Here is a 16,015-nt window from a genome sequence, read left to right as displayed (position 1 = left end):
GCTTCTGCAATGAATAACTCAAAAGCCCGCCGTACAAGCCGGCGGGCAGCAATCGTTAAAACGGCCCCCAATTGATCATGACGCCGATCACGATAAAGACAAGCCCGATCAAGAACCAAATCAGAGCAAGCGGCACCATAAACCGCAGCCACTTGACATACGGAATACCGCTGGCGGCAAGCACCGCCATGAGAACGCCGGATGTCGGGTTCACACAGTTGACGACCCCTTCTCCAAGCATAACCGCCTCAACCGCAACCTGTCTCGTGATTCCCATCAAATCAGCGAGCGGCGCTAGGATTGGAATAAATACAACGGCTTCGCCAGAACCTGAAGAGATGAGAAAATGAAGCAGCGCACTGGCGATATACATGCCGATTGCCCCGGCAATCGGGCTGAATCCGTCCAAAAGTGAAGCCAAAGCATTGACGACAGTATCGAGAAGCTTTCCATTTTCAAGGATAACGGAAATGCTTCGTGCCATCCCGACAATCAGCGCCCCGTATACAAGACTTTGGCAGCCCGTAATGAAGGTTTTGGCAATATCGTTCGCCGCAAGTCCGCCTATTAAACCGGCAAGGACAGAAATAAAAATAAATGTCGCAGCCATTTGGGAATCTGACCAGCCAAGCTTCAAAGCGCCGTATAAAAATCCGACAAGTGAGAGTCCCGCCACAGCCAAAATCAGCTTATGGCGAACGGTAAACGGCACTGACTGATCTTCTTCTTTACCGGCTTCGCCCATTCCTGCCGCAGGGAACCAATCTGTTCCTAACACACTGGCATCTTTTGATTTTTTTAATTTTCTCGTATACAAATAGATATAAATAATAGAAGACAGCAAAAAGCATATGTATATCACAACTCGCAGGCCGATTCCTGAGAAAAGAGGGAGCTCCGCGATTGATTGTGATAAACCGAGCGGTGACGGTGATAATATGGTGGAGTTAAATCCAGCGTAGCAGCCGATGTATATAACAGCGGCTCCCGCGACTGCGTCCCATTTTAAGGATCGTGCCACAATGAGGCCGATGGGGATAAAACCGATAACTGAATTCACGACAATCCCGGTTGTTCCGAGAATGGAGAACAATGCGCCGACAATACAAATAAATAATAATTGCTTTGTGCGGAACTTGCTGATGACATTGTAAATCAGTCCGTTGATGGCTCCCGTTTTTTCTAAAATGGCAATGGTGCCGCCTGTGAATAAAATCAGAAAGATGATGGGCGCTGATCCAACCATTCCATCCTGTAGAGAAGTAAAAAAGCTGATCAAGCTGACCGGAGACTGTTCAATTGAATGATAGCTTCCCGGCACCGCAGTCGTAATATCTCCCTTTGTTACGCGGTCAAATTCTCCCGCCGGCACAACATATGAAGCAACGGCGCAAATGAAAGCAATGATAAATAAGAGGACATAGGCGTCAGGCATTTTAAATGTCGTTCGTTTTTTCTTAGGCTGAGTTTCGGCTGCTGGCATACTCATGTTCGATCCATCCCCTCTGTTTGAATATATTCATTATTCTGAAAAGTTGCAATATGTGCTATATTATATACAGCCTATCTTCCTGTTTCAATATAAATAAAGTAAAGAAGGTAAAAATTCATTCTGATAGAAGGAGGTATTTCTAACCATGCAAAAGCTTTCAGAAGACATGAAACAAACCATTATGGACATCTTCGAGCATCTGCACGCGAACCCTGAAGTCAGCTGGAAGGAATATGAGACAACTTCATTTTTGAAACAAAAGCTTGAGGATTTAGGGTGCCGGACGCGCACGTTTTCAGACTGCACCGGGGTTGTCGGTGAAATCGGCTCAGGCTCACCTGTTGTAGCGGTACGCGCTGATATTGACGCGCTGTGGCAGGAGGTTAACGGCACATTTCGCGCCAACCATTCCTGCGGACACGATTCACATATGACAATGGCATTGGGCACGTTAATGCTGCTCAAAAAACAACCTGAGCTTCCGAAGGGCACAATCCGTTTTATCTTTCAGCCGGCAGAAGAAAAAGGCGGCGGCGCCTTGAAAATGATAGAAGAAGGCGTGCTTGATGATATCGACTATTTGTATGGCGTTCACGTCCGTCCGATTCAGGAAACACAGAACGGCCGCTGCGCTCCGTCTATTCTGCACGGATCAAGCCAGCACATTGAGGGAACGATCATCGGGGAAGAGGCTCATGGCGCCCGTCCGCACCTCGGGAAAAACAGCATTGAAATTGCGGCATTTCTTGTACATAAGCTCGGACTCATTCATATTGACCCGCAAATCCCGCATACCGTCAAAATGACAAAACTTCAAGCCGGCGGTGAAAGCTCTAACATCATTCCAGGAAAAGCATCGTTCAGCCTTGATTTGCGCGCACAGACCAATGAAGCCATGGAGGCGTTAATCGCCGAAACAGAAAGAGCCTGTGAAGCGGCCGCCGCCGCATTCAGCGCCAAAATCGAGCTGCAAAAAGAACACAGCCTTCCTGCGGCAACACAAAACAAAGAAGCTGAAGCGATCATGGCAGAAGCCATTACAGATATCATCGGGGCTGAGCGGCTTGATGACCCGCTTGTCACCAACGGCGGAGAGGATTTCCATTTTTACGCCGTGAAGGTGCCGAATCTGAAAACAACGATGCTCGGACTAGGCTGCGGGCTCCAGCCGGGGCTCCATCATCCGCACATGACCTTTGACAGAAACGCGATGTTTACCGGCATTCATATTTTAGCGAACGCCGTGCTCAAAACATTTCAGAAGGCGGAATCACTTGCTGCCGCTAACGCTTCTTAACGCAAAAAAAGCAGCCTGTAGCCAGGCTGCTTTTTTCATTACTTCTTCAAATCTTCAATTGAGTTGACATTTTTCATATATTGAGGAACAACAAGCCCCATCTTCACACCAGTCATACTGGTGCCAATATCATCATATTTGCCTTTATATTTAGCGGCGTATGCTTTATGGGTATTCGGCAGCCATGCGGAAAGGGATGCATCCGCACTTCCCGTCGCAATTGCAGTCCACATCGGCCCAGCCTCTACCTGAGTAAGTGTTACCTCATAGCCCAAGTCTTCTAAGACTTTGCCTATGACGTTTGTACTTGCAATCTCACTGTCCCACGCCACATAGGCGAGGTTGATTTTGTCTCCCTTCACCTTTTGAACGCCTTTTGTCCATTCGGCAATCTGATCCTTGTGTTTATTGACGTACTCAGCAGCAACTTTGGCAGGTTTCTCGCCTTCTTCCACCTTGATCATGATTTCGCCCATTTCGTCCTGCGTCCATTTAAACTGGCTCAGAAGCTTTGCGGCATTCGGCTGCTCTTTGCTGAAGCCTTTGCGTGTGATCGTATGGATTTCCTCTGCGCTGCCATAAGATTGTTTCGGATCATCGAGATATTTCAGCTTATATCTGGAGAACATCCAGTGCGGTGTCCATCCTGTAATGATAATCGGTTTCTTACGGTCGTATGACTTTTTAAGCGTAGCGGTCATCGCAGCACTTGACGCTGAAATCAATGTCCAGTCATTCAGGTCATAATCCTTCATCGCTTTGTCAGTCAGGGACATAATCCCTGAACCGGGGTCAATCCCGATGATGGTCTTATTCACTTGTTCTGCTGCGGATGCATTTTCATCGTTTTCTGAACCGCAAGCCGCAAGTGAGAGCGCCAGCATGGCGGAAACGCCGATGCCGATGATTTTTTTAAGCATCAGGCATTCCCCCTGCTTTTCTTCTTCACTTTAATATTTTGAGTAATACGGTCCAGGGTAATGGCAACGATAACGATGGCGATACCGGCCTCTACTCCGACCCCGGTTTTCAGCTGTGTAACGGCACTGTATACTTCAGAACCAAGTCCCGGTGCACCGACCATTGCGGCGATAACAACCATTGATAACGCAAGCATGATGCTCTGGTTAATTCCGGCCAAAATCGTTTTTGTCGCAAGCGGAAGCTGAACTTTAAACAAACGCTGAGCTGTTGTAGAACCGAATGCCTCAGTCGCTTCAATCAAATCCGCCGGCACTTGTTTAATACCGAGAACAGTCATGCGGATTGTCGGCGGCATCGCGAAGATAACAGATGCAACAACACCCGGCACAACACCGATGTTAAAGAAGAAAATCGCCGGCAATAGATATACGAAAGCAGGCATTGTCTGCATTAAATCAAGAATTGGCGTTACAATACGGCGAACCGTTTCTTTCTGAGACGCCCAAATTCCGATCGGAACCCCGACCACAATCGAAATAATCACAGATGTCAAAACAAGCGCCAATGTTTGCAGCATTGGGTCCCAATATCCTAAATAATCGATCAGGAGGAATCCAATCAACGTAAATAACGCAATTCCCCTTGTACTGATCCACCACGCAAGTGCGGCGAAAATAATCGTTAACAAAATAGATGGAATAAATCCAAGACCGGTGACAATTCCATTTACAAAAGCGGCCAATCCGTTAGCGATTCCGTCGAAGAATCCGCCAAACGTCATCGTAATCCAGTCAACAAAACGGTCAATAATATCTGCTAAAGGTATTCTAGGCAGTCTATCCATCTTATTTCACCTCCTGTGCAGAAGGATCTTGTGTTTGTTCGTTAGTGCCTTCAGCATTGATATACTCGTTATTGCCGGCAAGTGCGCCAATCAGCGCGCCTCTTACGACAATTCCTTTCATTCTTTGCTTCTCATCCACAACCGCAATTGGAATATTCGCATCGGACACAACGTCAAAAATCTCAGTCAGATACGTATTCTCTGGTACAGTCGTAAATTCTGTATTCAAGATGTCTTGAAGTGACAAATCAGACTCAGCCGCTTTTTTCGCATCAGACGCATAGATAACACCTAACAATTTCTTTTGTTTATCCACTGCATAAATTGAAGAAATTCCAAGGTTTTTCATCAGTGTCAATGCTACGCGAGGCCCTTTATCAATCCGCACTGTTTCAGCGCGTTTCATAATGTGGCCTGCTGTGAGGACTTTAGACAAATCAACATCTTCGACGAATTTCTCAACATATTCGTTAGATGGATTCATCAGGATTTCTTCAGGCGTGCCGATTTGAACGATGTTGCCGTCCTTCATTAGGACAATCCTGTCGCCGATCCGCAACGCTTCGTCCAAGTCATGCGTAATAAAGATAATTGTTTTTCCGACATTATCGTGAAGATCAAGAAGCTCATCCTGCATATCTTTACGAATCAGTGGATCGAGCGCACTGAACGCTTCGTCCATCAGAAGGATGTCCGGATCATTTGTCAACGCGCGGGCAAGGCCGACACGCTGCTGCATCCCGCCGGAAAGCTGGTCTGGATATTGGTGTTCAAATCCTTCCAGTCCAACGAGCTTAAGAGACTCAAGCGCTTTTTGCTGCCGCTCTTGTTTGTCTACACCTTGAAGTTCCAGTCCGTATTCTGTGTTTTCAAGTATCGTTCTGTGCGGGAACAGAGCGAACTTTTGGAAGACCATGCTGATTTTCTTCCGGCGGACTTCCCGGAGCTGGTCTTTAGACATATTTGTTATCATGTCACCATCAATGTAAATATTTCCGGCAGTCGGTTCAATAAGCCGGTTTAACATCCGTACTAAAGTTGATTTACCGCTCCCTGATAGACCCATGATGACAAATATCTCACCATCATATACTTCAAAATCTGCCTGATTAACACCAACGGTTGATCCGGTTGCTTTCAGGATCTCTTTTTTTGTCTTTCCGTTGGCAAGCATTTGAACTGCCTTCTTTGTTTGTTTCCCAAAAATCTTAGAGACTTTCTCGACTTTTATCTTAATTGGTTTCTCATCTACACTCATATTTTCCCTCCATATTAAGCAATCTTTATTACCGTAACATTTATGTAACTTCCCACACAAACAGCATATTCTCTTTTATTCTGTACCATTTCTTTATAAACATCCATGTGACCACATGATCTTATTTATGCTTCTAAATGCTCTGTAATCCTCCTATATGATTGTATTTTACGGGTGATTTTTCTCCTATCTTTATTTGAAAACGCTTTTATTGGAATTGAATTCCTCCTTCCTCTTATGACTTCCTGCTCCTTTACTGGAAAAATAAGTTGCTTTTCCAACACCCATTATGTATTATAGTTTCATGACTATGAAACAATCAGATGATCAAATCAGAGCGCAAATTTTTAAAGCACTGTCTGATGAATCAAGGCTTGCCATTATTCGTACGCTTTATGTCAGCGGAAAAGAACTCAGCTGCGGTGAAGTAGGTGAAAAGTGCAATATTGTCAAAACCACGGCATCTTATCATTTTAAAACGCTGCGTGAAGCGGGATTGACGGCAACCCGGAAAGATTCGCGGACAAAATACGTCAGTCTGCGTGAAGACACATTTCAAACTTACCTGCCTGGCTTTTTGGAAACCCTCTAACAAAGGGTTTTCTCTATACATATCTGTTTCATAGTTTCAAAGTTATAAAACAATAGGAGTGATAAAATTTGAATCGCATTTGGCTTTTCTTCAGTGTCATGTTTGTCATTGGCACGGATACCTTTTTGCTTTCGCCGCTTCTCCCCCTTTTACAGAATCAGTTTCATGTCTCTACTGATTTGTCAGGCTGGATGGTCAGCGCTTATGCACTCGGTTATGCGCTCTTCGCTTTCATTGCAGGCCCAATCTCAGACCGGCTGAACAGGAAAACAGTCATGCTGTGGGGACTTGCAGGCTTTATCCTATCCACGTTTTTATGCGGCATCGCTCCCTCTTTTGCCGCCATGTGCCTGTTCCGTTTTGCCGCAGGCGTTAGCGCTGCGTTTGTGACGCCTCAAATTTGGGCATCCATCCCAGTCATTGTCCGGCCTTCTCAGATCATAAAAGGCATGGGGATTGCGACAGCAGGTTTGGCCGCTTCACAAATGCTCGGACTTCCTATTGGAGGGTTTCTCGCTTCCTTTACATGGCATACGCCATTTTTCGTTTTGTCAGCGTGCTCGCTTATTCTACTATTGATCCTGGCGGTTGTCATGCCTGATATCCGGCCTTCTGAACCATTGGCGTGCCCATCAATTGTCAACCCCTATCGGGAGCTTTTTTCATTGCCGAAAACATCGGTTATTCTGCTTGCCTATTTTCTGTTTCAAACCGGAAACTTCGCATCGTTCAGCTTTCTGGGTACTTGGCTTTCCGCGGATTATCATTTAACCGTGTCACAAATTGGCGCAGCTATGCTTGTACTCGGACTGGGAAATATGCTCGGGAGCCTTATCGGCAGCCGGGTTTCAGAAAAGCTGGGCATGTTTAAAACACTGATCAGCGGGATGCTGCTAATGGGCGCTCTCTATTTCGCTCTTCCGTTCTTTCCAAACTTGTTTTTAGTAGAAGCCAGCTTTTTTCTCACGTTTTTTACAGCTGGCATCATCTTTCCGTTAATGATGGGTGTCTTTCAATCCATTGCACCAAATGCGCGAGGCACCATCGCTTCCCTTTCCAATGCCGCTATGTATGCCGGAACCACTGTCGGTACAAGTATTGCAGGTTTTTTATATCAAAGCACACAGCATTTCGGAGCTGTCACAGGATTTACTGCCATTCTGTTCATACTTTCTATGACGCTCTACCAGACAATTAGTAAAACCGGGAAACGCCAATCCGCAGCCCGGGCGCAATTGTAAAAAAAGCACCTCATTCAAGAGGTGCCTCAGATTGTTGACAAAATCCTAAAATGGTTTTCATTTTAGGATTTTGTCATCTTTTCAGCGTGATTGAAAACCCTTGAAGTCTAGGAAGGACGAGCATAGGAGCGGACATTCACAGGATGTGATGACGACGGCGTTTAGGCAGGACGCCTGAGAATTTAGCCGTTGATCCACTTCGCATTGAGCACCGAAGCGCAGTCCTGACAACGAATGCGAGGGTTTGTCGACACGCTGAAAGCACCTCTTTTAAGAGGTGCTTTTCCTATTCTAGCTCAGTTTGTTTCGTTTCTTTCCCCATAATCAAAATACAAGCAACCGCGAGTAAGATTGCAATGCAAAAGATTGAAAAGATGACCGAAAACGAAATATGACGGGCTGCGAGCGTTCCGACGAGCAAAGGCCCGAAGATGCCGCCGATTCTTCCAAACGCTGCTGTCGTTCCTGAACCTGTTGCTCGAATCGCAGTCGGGTATTGCTCCGGGGTATAAGCATACAACACGCCCCATGCACCGAGATTGAAAAACGATAACAGCATTCCAGCCGTAAGCAGAAGACTTAAGGAATCCGCCGTTCCGAAGAAATAGGCGCTTCCTGCTGTGCCAATCAAGTAAACGACGAGTATCCACTTCCGGCCCGCTTTTTCAATCAGCCATGCGGCAGAGAAATAGCCAGGTAGCTGAGCAAGCGTCATCAGCAGGACATATTCAAAGCTTTGAATCATGCTGAAGCCTTTCAGCAGCATGACACTCGGGAGCCATAGGAACATGCCGTAATAAGAAAACACCACACAGAACCAAACGATCGACAGCATCACCGTCGGCCGTATATACTGTCTTGCCCAGACGCTTTTTACATTCTCCCACACCGACCTCTTTTTGGCAGAAAGCGATTCATATTTCGGCGAATCAGGCAGACTCGTCCGCAGGTACAGCGCATAAAAAGCAGTCAGCGCAGTTAACAGAAGGGCAGCCTGCCAGCCGAAGCTTGGTATCACAAAGTAAGAAATCAAGGCCGCTGCGAGCCAGCCAACGGCCCAAAAGCTTTCCAAAAGCACAATCACTCTGCCCCGCTTTTCAGGCACAACCGCTTCCGAAACGAGTGTTGAAGCGACTGGAAGCTCGCCGCCAAGTCCCATACCAATCACGAAACGAAGGATTAGAAATGCCGATAAGCTCGTCACAAAAGCGGAAATGCCGCTTCCGATGGAAAAGCATAAAAGGGTGATGATGAACACTTTTTTGCGGCCGATTCGATCAGCAAGCAAACCAAACAAAAACGCACCCGCAGCCATGCCGATGGAATTGACGCTTCCGATCCATTTCATTTCTTCGGGCGACAGATTCCACTCTACATGGAGCGCGGCGATAATAAACGATAATATTCCGACATCCATTGCATCAAACAGCCACCCCAAACCGGCGACGCCCAGCAGTTTACGCTGGGATATAGGCTGTTGTTTTCCCATTGCCAACACCTCTGATATGCAAAATGATTACCGTTTAAGTTTACACCTGTCTTTACACATTGTCATTAACTAAATGATGTAATTGAAAAACCCCGCTTATGTTCCACAAGCGGGGTTTTTATTATTGCTGCAATGCTGCTTTTTTAATATTATCCTGAAGCTGTGCAATTCGTCTCGCGCCGTCTTCGCGGAGGCGCTTGTTTTCTTCTTCGATTTGTTTTGTTTCCTGCATGCCGCTGACAATCGTGTTCCAAGACGATTCGATCGTTTCAATATCTATGCTCGGTCTGCCGGCCATTCTGGCAATTTCAACACTTTGGCTCGAGATGTTTTCAGCATTTCGTTTCAGCATCTCGTTTGTCCGGCGGTCAAGCTCGCTCATGGAATCAGCCACAAGCTTTTGCCGCTTTACCGTAACAGCCTGAATAATGCCGTTTTTGAAAATCGGAATGGTAATGATAAACGCGGAGTTGATTTTCCCGATCAGCTTTGCATTTCCTCGCTGCAGAAGACGGATTTGAGGTGCAGTTTGAAGCGCCACCATCCGTGCCATATCCAGATCATACACCCGTTCCTCAAGCGCCTGAATGCCGTTGCGCAACGTATCGAGCTGCATTTGCGCCAGCTGGTTCCCGCTTGCCGCTTTTTCCTCATATGAAGGAAGGATCGACTGCATCTCTTCCAGTTTCATCTGCCCAGCAACGACGTATTTTTCAAGCTCCATATAGTATTTGATATTGTTTTCATACATTTCATCGAGCGTGTAGTTCGTCTTCGTCATCTCATCTTTGTATTTTGAAATCTCAACGTGGATTTTTTCAATCTCTCCGCCAAGCGTCTGATACTTTTTAAAGATTTTTTCAATCATGCTGCCGCCGCGTTTGAAAATTTTCGCCATTAATCCCTTTGGCTCATCGAAATCATTTTTGTCGAAGCGGTCCATGATTTTCCCAAGCTGAGTCAGCATTGTGCCGGAGTCTGTCACGCTTGTTGTTTTCATCATCCCTAAGATGCGGTCAGAGAACTTGGATATTTCAACGGCCGGCTCCTTGCCGTACTCAAGCAGCTCCATTTGGTTTTTGACGTCAATTTGTTGAGCAAGCCGCTTCACTTCTGGTTCCTGACGGAGCTGAAGACGGATATCGTCAGCTTTTTGCTGGGAAATCTCTTCATTTTTATCGAGAACAAGCGGATTTTGATTTTCTGTTGTCATGCTTTTCTTCTCTCCTTATTTTTGGGTAATGGTTCTGAAGAGCCTTTTCACAAGCGAAGGCTCTTTGTAGTCCTGCTGAAACACCATGTCATCCAGCCAGTGGATATCATACTGGTCCTCTTCAATAAACTGCTCAATATCTTGGTGTCCGGGCGGATTATAAATGATGATATCGATTCCGATTTCATTCAGGAACAGCAGGGCGGCAGCATCCGAACGCGCGAGTCCGCCGCTCATTTCCGTATGATATAAAACGAGTTTCGGAACGGTTTGCGCATAGTCGAACATTTGAATCAATTTCAGCAGATTAGCAGGCAGGTTTGTTGTTTGTTTAAACAAATAGATTTGAACATCCTTGACTTGTTCCTGATGCAAAGCCTTAAGCCGCGGGTGCCTGCACATTCTCGAAATCGTTTTGGCAATGGCAGTCTGAACGCCTGCCGGCAGCTGTTTGTACTGCCACACATTGCTTGCCATCAGCTTGTCCGGATCAATGTTCCCTTCTTGATCAAGTGCGTGGCTGTAGTGAAATTGATAGTTCGACTTTATTTCTTCTGTAAATGGAAAGCTTCTGACCATTTCTGTTTCCTGATAATCCGCTAGAGTATGAAGCCTGTTCCAATATTCCTTATTGTCTTTCGACACGCCCATAATTTTGGCGAATACATTCGGAATCTCAATGGAATGTTTATCAGCTTTGAAATTCGGCCGAATAAAGGCGCGTTCTTTCGTGATTAAAAACAATTCATCATAGGTCGTTTTCAGCGTAACGGACACCGGTGTGTGATCTCTGAACTGCCACGGCTTATACAGCATGGATTCCTCGTGATTCAGCACATGTTCAATTTCCTTTGTTGAGCGGTAAGCCACTGTTGATTTCCGGTCTGGTTTTTCTTTCGGAAACGGCTGAAGCTCCGAAACATCCGGGAGCTTTTCCGTAAAACCGAGCTCCTGCTTCGGGTCGACAAGCGCCAGCTGATCCGTTCCCGCCGGATGGAACAGTAGTACATCACAGCCGACTAGCATCAGATAATATAAGAAATAGAGCTGGCTTTTCGTCGCATCTCCATACCAAACAACCTTCGGCATCTCCCGCTCTATATCGGTTTTTTCCAGCCAAGGATTCAGATGGTTTAAGGAAAACTTCGAGACATCAAGCAGCACTCTGCGAAAATCAGGATGATTCAGCCCCTTTTCATGACTGTCCGCAAAGGTCTGTAAAAGCGTCATCAGCGCTTTTCTTAAATGGCGGTGCATCAGGGGATTTGAGTGCTTCGCAATCAGCTTTTCCCCGTCCAGAAAGGCTACAAAGCGGCTGACTGACAGCCCTTTTTCTTTCTGATTGATGGAATGAATATGCTGAAGCTTTTGAAATGTTTCCGGTTCGATTGTTTTATCGAGCGTTTCACTCAAAATCGTTATGCGGTCGTTTACAGACAGCTCATATAGCTCGTTATAGTAGTCCGTCTCATCAATAGGCGTGCCCAATATCTGACCGGCAAGACGGGAAAAAGAAAGGCCTTCTGCAGTTTCATAGTGATCCCGCTCCGGCAATGGCTGAAACAGCAGGCTTTTCCAATCGCCATCAGCCGGAAGTGCTTTATGAATGGTTAGTTCTTCTTGTCTCATCATATCCTCCTTTCCGGTTTGTCATTGAACGATATTTCGGTAACAAAAAAGGAAGGACATTGAACCTCCCTCCTTGTTTTGTTTTATTCTTCTTTTGAAGCGGCTGTTTGTTCGCGCACCTGCTTTTGTTTATTGATGTAGTGAATGATCAATGTTACCGCAAATGCAGCGATAATGATAATGAAGAATACAGAGTGCGGCATTTCGTAATGGAAAGCGCTCCCCGCCATTTTCAGCGCGATAATGCCGATTAACACGAATGCTGTGTTTTCCAGCTCAGGAATTTTATCAATCAGCACAAGGAACACTTTTGCCACTGTACGCATCATTAAAATACCAAGCATACCGCCGATCAGAAGCACCCATACTTTTTCAGATACTGCAAACGCGGCTAGGATGCTGTCCACAGAGAAGGCAAGATCCATTAATTCTACTGAAATGACAGTCGCCCAGAAGATCCCGAACGTGCGGACCATCCAAGAGTTTTTCTTCATGCCGTCCGCTTCCTCTTCTTTTTCGCCTATCCAGAAGTGCTTAATGACGAGCCAAGCCAGGTAAAGCGCGCCAAGCACCTTGATCCACCAGAATTTAATGAGAAGCATACCGAGCCCGATGAAAATAAACCTGAAAATATAAGCTCCAAACAAACCATACGTTAACGCTTTTTTCCGCTGTTTTTCCGGCAGGTGTTTAACCATGACCGCAAGAACAAGCGCGTTATCGGCCGATAAAAGGCCTTCCAGAACAACAAGGGAACCGATCAAACCCCAAGAAACAGGATCAGTCAGAACTTCCCCCCACATTTTCCAATCGAAAAATGAAGCATACGTAGACAAAATATGATGTAAAAAGTCCAAGTTTTTTCCTCCTATTAATTTGAAACGGTGACTTCTCTATTTGTCACTCGCTTACACTTGCAAACCGTAATTCCGGCACAATGCAGCCAGCCCGCCGGAAAATCCGCTGCCGATCGCATTGAATTTCCACTCGCCGCCGTGTCTGTAAAGCTCACAAACGACAACAGCTGTTTCAATGGAGAAGTCTTCTCCTAAATCGAAGCGAAGAAGCTCATTCTGCGTTTCTTCATCCACAACGCGGACAAACGCATTGGAAACTTGTCCAAAGTTTTGGCTGCGTGCTTCAGCGTCGTGAATGGTCACTGTGATGCCGATTTTCTCAATGTGAGCCGGGATTTTTGAGAAATCAACGATAATCTGCTCATCATCTCCGTCGCCCTCACCCGTGCGGTTGTCACCCGTATGGATGACACCGCCGCTCGGATGTTCAAGGTTATTATAGAAGACGAAATCGAGATCATTTACGCAGTTATCATGCGCATCAACTAAAAAGGCCGAAGCATCCAGGTCAAAATCGTGTCCGCCGGAGTACTTGTTTGTATCCCAGCCTAAGCCGATCACCGCTTTTGTCAGTCCCGGATTTGTTTTTGTTAAATCAATGCGCTGTCCTTTTGATAATTGAATAGCCATACTGCCTCTCTCCTTTCTGCTCTTCGTATTTGTCTTAACCGACTTGCAAACCGTAGTCTGTTGCAATGCGGGCAAGGCCGCCTTGGTAGCCTGAGCCGATTGCGGAGAATTTCCACTCGCCGTTATGTCTGTAAAGCTCCCCTGCAATGATTGCCGTTTCAATAGAGAAATCTTCTGCAAGATCGTAACGGATGAGCTCTTCATTTGTTTCTTCATTTACGATGCGGACAAACGCGTTTGATACTTGTCCAAAGTTTTGGCTGCGCGCTTCTGCATCGTGAATGGTAATAACAAATGAGATTTTATCAATGTTTGCCGGTACAGCGCTGAGATTTACTTTTACATTCTCATCGTCGCCTTCGCCAGCACCAGTCAGGTTGTCGCCTGAATGAACGACTGAACCGTTGCCGCCTTCAAGCTGGTTGTAGAAAATAAAGTCGTTTGGTGACGCGCATTTGCCTGCGGCGTCTAACAGAAACACACTTGAGTCAAGATCAAAGTCGTGCCCGCCGTCATACTTGTTCGTATCCCAGCCTAAACCGACAACAACCTTTGAAAGACCCGGATTTGTTTTTGTTAAATCTACTTTTTGTCCTTTTGCCAATGAAATTGTCATGTTTCATCCACTCCTTTTCTTTTATACGTATCGGCTGATAATATCTTCTAATCTCGTATCGTTTGTGCCTTCACCAATCGCCGCAAACTTCCACTCACTGCCGCTGCGGTAGATTTCTGCTGTAATCAGGCTTGTTCTGCCGGCGTAATTGTCTCTCAAATTGTACTTGAGCATTTCCTCGTGATTAGATTGATCAACTACGCGGATAAACGCATTTTGAATCATGCCGAAATCTTGTTTTCTTCTGACACAATCGTAAATGTTCACTACAAATACAAGCTTATCGATGTTTCCAGGCACTTTATCTAAATCTATCATAATTTGCTCGTCATCGCCCGCACCGTCACCCGTCAGGTTGTCGCCTGTATGCTGTACACCGCCGCAGCGGCTTTTCAGGTTGCCGAAATAAATCAGGTTTTTCTTATCAGTGAATTTTCCGTTTTCCAGCATCAGCACTGAAGCGTCACAGTCGATATTCGGACCGCCTCCGCCAAGCAGTTTGCTGAAGAATCCTCCGCCTGAGGACACTGGGTCCCAGCCGAGACCGACCATCAATTTTGACAGACCGGCTTTTCCTTTTGTTAAATCAATTCGTTGACCTTTTTCTAAAGAAATTGCCACACGATTCACTCCTACTCATCGAAATGTGAAGATAGTCACATTTATTTTTACGCTCACAAGGAAAATAAGCCGTAAATTACTAATATATACGTTTGTTATTATATCAAAGTTTCGTAAAAGTTAAGAATAATTGACGAAAAACCTCGAAAAAAAACTTCCATATTTGATATATGATTTGCAAATGCTATAAAGTGCGCTTCTTAAACAAACCATTTGACGCGGGCAAGTCATTTTGCCTATTCTGGTGTCACCATCTAAAAACAGACAGAAAGGAAGCGGCCTTTTGATTCATTTAAGCATACTTGATCAGGCACCTGTTTCTAAAGGAGAGAGCCCTGTGACAACTCTTCAGCATTCGGTTGAGCTTGCTCGATTTAGCGAAGAGTGGGGCTATAAGCGTTATTGGTTTGCCGAGCATCACAGCACGAAAGGACTGGCAAGCACAGCCCCTGAAATCATGATCGCCCGCATCGCAGCACAGACAAACACCATTCGTGTCGGATCAGGCGGCGTGCTTCTGCCCCAATACAGCCCATTTAAAGTTGCTGAAACCTTTCGCCAGCTTGAGGCCCTGTATCCAAACCGGATTGACCTCGGCGTCGGTCGTTCCCCCGGCGGCACGACAAAAACCAGGCTTGCATTAACGGACGGGGTGAAAAAAAGCTTAACCGAATTTAACAGACAGCTGCAGGATGTCTCTTATTTTCTAACAGATTCCCTTCCTCCCGACCATCCGTATGCCGGAATCAAAGCGGCGCCCCTTATTGGTACGGCACCCGAGCTATGGGTGCTCGGTCTTGGTGAAAACAGCGCAAGACGCGCGGCGCACCATGGGATTGGATATGTATTTGGGCATTTCATTAATCCCGAGCGAGGAGAAAATGCATTCCGCATCTACCGGGAAAGCTTTCGGCCCTCAGCCCATTTTTCGAATCCATCCGCACTGTTTACGATTTTTGTCATTTGCGCAAAAACAGATGAAGAGGCAGAAGAACTCGCATTAAGCCAGGATTTGTGGCTTCTTCGCGTCGGAAAAGGCTTGGACAGCCGCGTGCCAAGCATCGAGGAAGCGAAAGCCCATCTCTATACATCGTCCGATAAAAAACTCATAGAAGAAAACAGAAAGCGGATGGTGATCGGTTCTCCAACCACTGTCAAACAACAGCTGTTAGACCTCACAGGCCGCTACGAAACAAATGAAATCATGGTTCTGTGCAATGTGTTTGATTTTGAGGCGAAAAAGGAATCTTATGAGCGCCTTGCCGGATTGTTTCTATAAAAAAAGCAGTTTTCCCTAGGGAAAACTGCTTTT

The 16,015-nt window shown here is 46.0% G+C and carries 15 protein-coding genes; 4 read left to right on the top strand and 11 right to left on the bottom strand.

Annotation, left to right across the window (positions count from 1 at the left end; translation table 11 throughout):
* Positions 1–55: 55 nt before the first annotated feature.
* Entirely contained in the window at positions 56–1,489 is a 1,434-nt protein-coding gene (locus M1D65_RS01715) for a YfcC family protein (RefSeq protein ID WP_119898978.1), read from the bottom strand.
* 148 nt (positions 1,490–1,637) lie between these two features.
* On the opposite strand from M1D65_RS01715, the gene M1D65_RS01710 reads away from it, so the two are divergent.
* Positions 1,638–2,789 (top strand): M20 peptidase aminoacylase family protein, encoded by a 1,152-nt coding sequence (locus M1D65_RS01710; protein WP_456270742.1) that lies wholly within the window; start codon positions 1,638–1,640, stop codon positions 2,787–2,789.
* Between the two features lie 38 nt (positions 2,790–2,827).
* Here M1D65_RS01710 and opuAC read toward each other — a convergent pair whose 3' ends face one another.
* Genes opuAC through opuAA form a run of 3 tightly spaced genes read right to left on the bottom strand, consistent with a single transcriptional unit; the run spans position 2,828 to position 5,815 of the window.
* Entirely contained in the window at positions 2,828–3,709 is an 882-nt protein-coding gene (gene opuAC / locus M1D65_RS01705) for a glycine/proline betaine ABC transporter substrate-binding protein OpuAC (RefSeq protein WP_003246462.1), read from the bottom strand.
* Positions 3,709–4,557: a glycine/proline betaine ABC transporter permease subunit OpuAB gene (gene opuAB / locus M1D65_RS01700; protein WP_003234703.1), complete on the bottom strand. Its 849-nt coding sequence runs from the start codon at positions 4,555–4,557 to the stop codon at positions 3,709–3,711. The genes opuAC and opuAB overlap by 1 nt, the downstream gene beginning before the upstream one ends.
* A 1-nt stretch (position 4,558) precedes the next feature.
* Positions 4,559–5,815, bottom strand: coding sequence for a glycine/proline betaine ABC transporter ATP-binding protein OpuAA (opuAA, locus tag M1D65_RS01695; protein WP_003246301.1), 1,257 nt, complete (start codon positions 5,813–5,815; stop codon positions 4,559–4,561).
* Positions 5,816–6,104: 289 nt separating this feature from the next.
* Between opuAA and M1D65_RS01690 the strand changes: the two genes are divergently transcribed.
* Together M1D65_RS01690 and M1D65_RS01685 are read left to right on the top strand one after the other, a co-directional pair.
* A complete protein-coding gene (locus M1D65_RS01690; protein WP_010886398.1) occupies positions 6,105–6,407 on the top strand; it encodes an ArsR/SmtB family transcription factor in 303 nt (100 codons plus the stop codon).
* A gap of 68 nt (positions 6,408–6,475) precedes the next feature.
* Positions 6,476–7,648 carry an MFS transporter gene (locus M1D65_RS01685; RefSeq protein WP_456270741.1) on the top strand — a complete coding sequence of 391 codons (1,173 nt, stop codon included), beginning with the start codon at positions 6,476–6,478 and terminating at the stop codon, positions 7,646–7,648.
* 286 nt (positions 7,649–7,934) lie between these two features.
* On the opposite strand, the gene niaP is transcribed toward M1D65_RS01685, so the two are convergent.
* The 7 genes from niaP to M1D65_RS01650 all read right to left on the bottom strand — a co-directional run bounded on the left by niaP (position 7,935) and on the right by M1D65_RS01650 (position 14,703).
* The gene (gene niaP, locus M1D65_RS01680) at positions 7,935–9,137 is read right to left on the bottom strand and encodes a niacin permease NiaP (RefSeq protein WP_015715206.1); all 1,203 of its coding nucleotides are present in this window, start codon (positions 9,135–9,137) and stop codon (positions 7,935–7,937) included.
* Positions 9,138–9,258: 121 nt separating this feature from the next.
* Positions 9,259–10,350, bottom strand: a complete 1,092-nt coding sequence (locus M1D65_RS01675) for a toxic anion resistance protein (RefSeq protein ID WP_003234715.1) — start codon at positions 10,348–10,350, stop codon at positions 9,259–9,261.
* A 15-nt stretch (positions 10,351–10,365) separates the two neighbouring features.
* On the bottom strand, positions 10,366–11,979 hold the full coding sequence (locus M1D65_RS01670; RefSeq protein ID WP_456270864.1) for a YceG family protein: 1,614 nt from the start codon (positions 11,977–11,979) through the stop codon (positions 10,366–10,368).
* A gap of 83 nt (positions 11,980–12,062) precedes the next feature.
* On the bottom strand, positions 12,063–12,836 hold the full coding sequence (locus M1D65_RS01665) for a TerC family protein (RefSeq protein WP_003246458.1): 774 nt from the start codon (positions 12,834–12,836) through the stop codon (positions 12,063–12,065).
* A gap of 51 nt (positions 12,837–12,887) precedes the next feature.
* Entirely contained in the window at positions 12,888–13,466 is a 579-nt protein-coding gene (locus M1D65_RS01660) for a TerD family protein (protein ID WP_003241242.1), read from the bottom strand.
* Positions 13,467–13,500: 34 nt separating this feature from the next.
* On the bottom strand, positions 13,501–14,082 hold the full coding sequence (locus M1D65_RS01655) for a TerD family protein (protein WP_003234723.1): 582 nt from the start codon (positions 14,080–14,082) through the stop codon (positions 13,501–13,503).
* A 21-nt stretch (positions 14,083–14,103) separates the two neighbouring features.
* Positions 14,104–14,703 (bottom strand): TerD family protein, encoded by a 600-nt coding sequence (locus M1D65_RS01650; protein ID WP_003234725.1) that lies wholly within the window; start codon positions 14,701–14,703, stop codon positions 14,104–14,106.
* Between the two features lie 283 nt (positions 14,704–14,986).
* Between M1D65_RS01650 and M1D65_RS01645 the strand changes: the two genes are divergently transcribed.
* Entirely contained in the window at positions 14,987–15,982 is a 996-nt protein-coding gene (locus M1D65_RS01645) for an LLM class flavin-dependent oxidoreductase (protein WP_456270740.1), read from the top strand.
* Positions 15,983–16,015: the final 33 nt, after the last annotated feature.

The organism is Bacillus sp. JZ39 (assembly GCF_053903145.1).
This window is presented reverse-complemented; position numbering and strand designations above follow the sequence as displayed.